Below are 6,496 nucleotides of genomic sequence, written 5' to 3'. Positions count from 1 at the left end.
CGAGGCGACGGTAAGCCTCGTGACGAGGCCAGAGGAGACCGCGCTCGCGCTCTACTGCTTCGAGGATCTCGTCGATGCCATGGAGGCCGTCCCCGAAGCACTCGAGTTCGATGTCAGCGCGGTCGAACTCATGGACGATGAGGTGTTCCGACTCGCCCGCGAATCCTCCGAGTTCGCGCAGTACGCCGACCCGATTCCAGAGAAAACCGCCGCGTCCCTCATGATCGAGTTCGACTCCGAACTCGTCGGTGACTTCGAGGACGCCGTCGCGGAGACGAACGCGCACTTCCACGACACTGGAAAGGCCTTCGAGGTTATCGAGGCATACACGGACGCCGAACAGGCGAAACTCTGGAAGCTTCGGAAAGCGGCCATCCCCCTCCTCATGGGCCTCGATGGCGATCCGAAACCCTATCCGTTCATCGAGGACGCGACAGTGCCGCCCGAGGAACTCGCCGAGTACGTCCAGTCGTTCGAAGACGTTCTGGTCGACCACGGAACGTCAGCAGCCTACTTCGCACACGCCGGAAGCGGAACCCTCCACATTCGTCCGATTCTCAACCTGAAAGACGGTGACGGAATCCAGACGATGCAGTCGATCACGGACGACGTGACGGATCTGGTTCTCGAACACGACGGGGCGTTCTCCGGGGAACACGGCGACGGATTGGCCCGAACGGAGTTCAATCCGAAGATGTACGGTGAGACCCTCTGGACGGCGTTCAAAGACGTCAAGGATGTCTTCGACACCGACTGGCGGATGAATCCCGGCAAGGTCGTCTACCGTGACGACGACCCGACCGACATGCGTGATAACCTCCGCTACGGCGCCGACTACAGCTCCATCGAACCGGCGACCAAGCTCGATTTCGATGCGGAGGGCGGGTTCTCTCACCTTGTCGAACTCTGCAACGGTTGTGGAAACTGCAGACAGCCGGATCAAGACGTGATGTGTCCGACCTACCGAGCATCCGAGGAGGAGATCCAGGCGACACGCGGTCGTGCCAACCTGCTGCGTGCGGCCATCAGTGGGGAACTTCCGGAGGAGGAACTGTACTCCGAACGGTTCCAGGAGGAGGTCCTCGACCTCTGTATCGGCTGTAAGGGGTGTATGAACGACTGCCCGACTGGCGTCGACATGGCGAAGCTCAAGACCGAGGTCAAACATCAGGCCCATCAGCACGACGACCCCGGAATCCGCGACCGTCTCTTCGCGAATATCGATACGCTCTCCGCGCTCGGCAGCCGCCTCGCACCGATAACGAACCGGCTTACCGAACTTCCCGGTTCCCGGCTCGCTCTCGAGAAAATCCTCGGAATCGCCGCAGATAGGGAGCTTCCGACGTTCGAGGCGGAGAGTTTTGAGGAGTGGTTCGAGTCACGTGGCCCGCGCGTTCCCCTCCGGGAGGCAGACGACAAGGTGTTGCTTTTCCCCGACACGTACACGAACTACAGTCACCCTTCGACCGGAAAAGCCGCCGTGACGGTTCTCGAGGCGGCGAACGTCCACGTCGAGATTCCCGACGACGTCGGGTCGAGCGGTCGACCGGCGTATTCGAAGGGATTTCTCGACCTCGCCGAGAAACGAGCGCGCCGCAACGTGAACGCCTTACGTCCGTACGTCGACGACGGCTGGTCGGTGCTCTTCATCGAACCGTCGGACGCCGTGATGTTCCAGGACGAGTACCGCTCGCTCCTGCACGGGTCCGCGGTCGAAACCGTCTCCAAGAACACCTACAGCGTTCTCGAATACGTCGACACGCACCGACTCGACGACCGGATGATCTTCGAGGAGTCCGATGAATCGCTCTCCTACCACGGCCACTGTAATCAAAAGGCGATGAACAAGGACCACCATGCGGTCGGCGTGCTCCGGCGAGCGGGCTACGCGGTCGACCCCCTCGACAGCGCGTGCTGTGGCATGGCGGGGAGTTTCGGCTACGAAGCCGAGCACTTCGACCTCTCGCAGGCGATAGGACAAATCCTCTTCGACAAGGTTGATGCGAGCGACACCGACACAGTCGTCGCCCCCGGCGCATCCTGCCGGAGCCAACTGGGTGACCGTGCCGACGCGATGAAGCCGCCGCATCCAATTACGAAGGTCGCCGAGGCACTCGTCGATTGAACAACGTCTGTCCCCTACCAGCCCGAATAGCAATTTCGCATCGGGGAGAGTAGAATTGAGGCGGGATAGTCGGCCCGCGCTCACGACCGATACTCTTATTATATCGCCCGATAATATTTTGGTGAGCTATGGCTATGCAAAGACATTACGACCGTGAGTTCGTGCGAACATTCTTCACGTCCCCAACTGCCGTGGACGAGGACGATTCCGCTAAGATGATCCGGAGCGCTGCTCAGCTCCAGGGAATGAAGGCCCCGGACGTCTGGGTGCCGGACAACGAGGATGCAACGGCCCCGTCCATGCGGGACGAGGGTGTCGATAACCTCATCGAGGTCGTCTCCGAGTACGGTGCTGACTTCCCGGGAGAGATACACCCGCGGGTCGTCTGGCACCGTGAGGATTCGACGACCCGGTACCAGGGATTCCAGCACATGCTGGAGATTGCCAACCCGGAAAACGGCGCCGTCGACCATATCGACGGCTTCGTCATTCCGGAGGTCGGTGACATCGACGATTGGAAGAAGGCCGACGAGTTTTTCACCATCATCGAGGACGAGTACGGACTCGAAGAGGGAAGCCTCTCCATGTCGGTGATCGTCGAAAGCGGCGAGGCCGAACTAGCCCTCGGGGATCTCCGCGAAGAGATCGGTAAGCCATCGAACAACCTCGAGCGGCTCTTCATGCTGGTCGATGGCGAGGTCGATTACACCAAGGACATGCGCGCGATGACCCCGACCGGATCACTTCCGCAGTGGCCCGAACTTCGGCACAACACGTCCCGTGGTGCAAGCGCCGCCGCACTCATCGCGGTCGACGGACCGTACGACGATATCCGCGACATCGAGGGATACCACGAGCGGATGGAGGACAACCGTGCGAAGGGCATGATCGGTATCTGGTCGTTGACCCCCGGCCAGGTGGTCGAGGCGAACAAGGCGCCACTCCCGCCGAAGACTGGGAGCTGGCTCCTCGAAGTCGGCGACGACGAAGTGGAACTCCGGGAGGAGGATGGTCAACAGGTCTACGACGGCGACGAGATTTCGCTTGAAGAAACTGGCGACGGCTACGTCCTGCGCGTCGGCACCGACGAACGCGAACTCGACGAGGACGAGTTGCGCGAGGAACTGCTGGATATGACATCCTACGTTCCCAGCATGAACGACATCGTCGATTCGATGGAAGAATTCGAAGCGGCAAAAGAGGCTGGACGGGGTGCTATCGCCATGACGCAGTCGGCAACGCTGGCTATCGGAGACGTTGAGGTGGACATCGACAAGGATCGGATGTGGGACGAGGCCACCTATCAGGCCGCACAGACGCCGGTCACCCTGTTCCAGGATGTCTACGAGCACCGTCCGGATCAGCACGAGGAACTGGAGGAAATGTACGGAAGCGACGTCGTGGAGCGAGCGACGAACGTCGGAAACTGATCGACACCTGAACCCACCCAGAGATGTCTCGTGCGTGAATCGTCAGCTCTCACCATTTTTCGGCCGTCGACGTCCTCCTCACCAGTGCCTTCGTCTGTAGGGGCAAAACGCGTCATCGGTGTGACCCGACTCACTCATAGGTCAGGTTGATTTCGATGACGTTCGCGACGCGTTGAACGACGTCCTTCAGTTCATTCTGCAGTCGCTCTTCGGACATCCGTCGTTCGGGCCCGGTGATACTGATGGCAGCGTGGCGTTTTCCCTCTACGGTAATGGGAGCTGCAACACAGCAGATTCCGTCGACACGCTGATTCCGTTCGTATGCGACGCCAGAGTCTCGTATCCGTTCGAGCTCCGCGTCGAATTCGTCGCGGTCGGTAATCGTCTGCGGGGTTTGCCGCGGTAACCCTCGCTGGTCGAGTATCTCGTCGACCCGCTCTTCGGTCATGGTAGAGAGGATGGCTTTTCCGAGTGCGGTGAAATTGAGCGGCATTCGCTTTCCCAGCGACGTGTCGATATTGACCGCCTTCTCGCCTTTAGCAGTGTGAATGTAGACACCGAGACCGTCTTCCTCGACCATAAGATTCGCAAGTTCCCCCGTTTCGTTCGCCATCTCTTGGAGATCTGCCTCCGCAGTTCGATAGATGTCGTCGTATTGGCGGACATACCCCCCTAGTTCGAGGCACTTCGAACCGATTCGGTACTGCCCACCACATTTAGTGATAAATCCTTCATTTTCGAGCGTGCGAAGATGTTTATAGACCGTGCTCACCGCGAAGGGGAGTTCATTCGCAATTTCAGCGGTCTCCGCCTCGCCACCTAACTCCGCGATGACGTCGAGCACTGTGAGCGACGTCTTGGTTGCTTCGACCGTTCGGCCTCGCTGTTTACTCATATGCAACCCATGTGATTTCGTCCCAATAATGCTGTCTGTTAGAAAGTGACCCGCTGTCTCTCCAGAGTGCGATTACGGAATTGCAGGGAAAGCCGTTTAGCCCGATGCGATTCGAGCAATTTCGACTGCCATGAGGTCGTCATCTCCACACGAGAAGCAGACTAGTGGCGAGCCGAGCGGGTGGCAGTGAACCCGCTCGAGGCCTGCCCCGAGACACTCGTCTCGTCTACCCGTCGATGCGCTCGGTCGCGATTTCGGCACCCTCGACGAGCGCCTCCAGTTTCGCCCACGCTATCTCGGGGCTCACCATTCCGAGTCCGGCCTGCGTGCCAAAGCCACAGTCGGGCGCGGCGACCAGCGGCGTCGCGTCGTCGACCTCATCGGCGACCCGCTCGAGGCGATCAGCGATGGTCTCGGGGTGGTCGATGATGTTCGTCTTCACGTCGACGACGCCCGGAATCAGCGTCCAGCCATCCGGAACTGGATGTTCGGCGAACGCGCGGTACTCGTGCTGGTGGCGGGGGTTCGCCTGCTCGATGCTGAGCCCGGTGATATCGGCCTCGTAAATCTCCGGGAGCATCTCGACCAAATCCGTATCGAGGTGGTGGGGTCCCTCGTAACTCCCCCAACAGGTGTGAAGCCGAACCTGCTCCGCCGGGACGTTCGACAGCGCCTCGTTGAGCGCCTTGACGTGGAGGCGCGTCGCCCCTTTGATGTCCTCAAGGGATTCGCCCGCGTACGCCGCCGTCTGACCGACGGTGAGGAGTTCGGGGGCGTCGATTTGGAGGGTCATTCCGGTCTCGGCGACGAGTTCGTACTCCTCGGCCATCGCGTCCGCGGCGGCGAAGAGGAACTCCTCGTAGGAGTCGTAGTAGTCGTTGACGTGCGTGGCGGTGACGACGCTCGGCGACGCCGAAGTCATGAACGTCCCCTCGAAATCGGTGTCGACGGCGGCAAGCGCATCCTGGAACTCCGCGAGTTCGGTCTCGGCCTCGTCCTGGCCCGTGTACTCGATCGGACCGGTGACGACGGGGTGCATCGAGAGGTCGATGACGTCCGTTTTGAACGTCTCGTCAGCGTAGTCGGGGAACTCCTGCAGGTCTGCCCAGAGTTCCTGTTCGCGCTTCCCCTCGATGCCGCTCAGGCGGTCCGCGACGTACCAGTTGAACGAAACGCGGGATTGCTCGCCGTTGTTAGCGACGTCGATACCGACCTCGGCCTGGCGCGCAACGACATCGCGGGTCGCGTCCGCGACGGTCGAATCCCACTCGTCGGTGTCGACGGTTTCCCCGTCCTGACGTCTCGTGAGTAGCTCCAGCAGCTCCGGTGGTCGAGGCAGGCTTCCGATGTGCGTCGTGCGAATCCGGTCGTCGTTTGCGGTCATTTGATACTCACATCAGTAATAATCACCGAGCATAAAATAACCCACGGTATTCACATCGGTGCGGTTCCTCTCGGCAGTGACTGGTTGCGAGTTGTATCGTTGAGAGTTGCGAGGAGGAGCCATTCGGATAGGGAAACCCACCTAACCGCTCATTGACGGGGTTCGCCTTGACAATCCGCAGTTGGAGTGACGAAAACGAGCTATCCGGTTGCGATAGTCTGTGTCTGGGCCGAATTCGTCCCGAGCCGTCGTTCGATGAGAGCGAAGAGGAGGTCCAACCCGATGGCGAGCAGCGCACCCGGAATCGCCCCGGCGAGAAGTTGTGGCGTATCGAAGAGAGAGATGCCAGTGATCACCCACACCCCGAGTCCGCCACCGCCGATGAAGAACGCGAGATAGGCAGTGCCGACGTTGAGGACGGCGCTCGTCCGAATTCCGGCGAAGATGACGGGAAGCGCGAGCGGCAACTTGATCTTTCGCAGAATCTGGTTCTCCGTCATTCCCATGCCGCGGGCTGCCGCGACCGTGCTCTCGTCCACGTCTTCGAGACCAGCAACCGTGTTCGTGAGAATCGGCAACAGCGCGTAGGTGAACAGTCCGACGAGCGACGGGAGAAACCCGAGGCCGAGTAGGGGAAACACGAGCGCGATGATGGCGAGCGT

5 protein-coding genes are annotated in these 6,496 nt (G+C 60.4%); 2 read left to right on the top strand and 3 right to left on the bottom strand.

Features of this window, described 5'->3' with window-relative positions; all coding sequences use genetic code 11:
- On the top strand, nucleotides 1–2,125 hold a 2,125-nt coding region (locus BG842_RS08325; protein WP_069450413.1), incomplete at its 5' end, for an FAD-linked oxidase C-terminal domain-containing protein.
- 128 nt (nucleotides 2,126–2,253) lie between these two features.
- Nucleotides 2,254–3,555, top strand: coding sequence for a malate synthase AceB (aceB, locus tag BG842_RS08320; RefSeq protein ID WP_069450412.1), 1,302 nt, complete (start codon nucleotides 2,254–2,256; stop codon nucleotides 3,553–3,555).
- 130 nt (nucleotides 3,556–3,685) lie between these two features.
- Here the strand turns inward: aceB and BG842_RS08315 are convergent, their stop codons facing one another.
- The 3 genes from BG842_RS08315 to BG842_RS08305 form a co-directional block, all read right to left on the bottom strand.
- On the bottom strand, nucleotides 3,686–4,450 hold the full coding sequence (locus BG842_RS08315; RefSeq protein ID WP_069450411.1) for an IclR family transcriptional regulator: 765 nt from the start codon (nucleotides 4,448–4,450) through the stop codon (nucleotides 3,686–3,688).
- Between the two features lie 226 nt (nucleotides 4,451–4,676).
- Nucleotides 4,677–5,834 (bottom strand): cobalamin-independent methionine synthase II family protein, encoded by a 1,158-nt coding sequence (locus BG842_RS08310; RefSeq protein ID WP_069450410.1) that lies wholly within the window; start codon nucleotides 5,832–5,834, stop codon nucleotides 4,677–4,679.
- A 200-nt stretch (nucleotides 5,835–6,034) separates the two neighbouring features.
- On the bottom strand, nucleotides 6,035–6,496 hold a 462-nt coding region (locus BG842_RS08305), incomplete at its 5' end, for an ABC transporter permease (protein WP_069450409.1).

It is taken from the genome of Haladaptatus sp. W1 (genome assembly GCF_001723155.1).
Taxonomy (GTDB): domain Archaea; phylum Halobacteriota; class Halobacteria; order Halobacteriales; family Haladaptataceae; genus Haladaptatus; species Haladaptatus paucihalophilus.
Note: the sequence above shows the minus strand (reverse complement) of the source record. Positions and strands in the feature narration are given on the sequence as shown.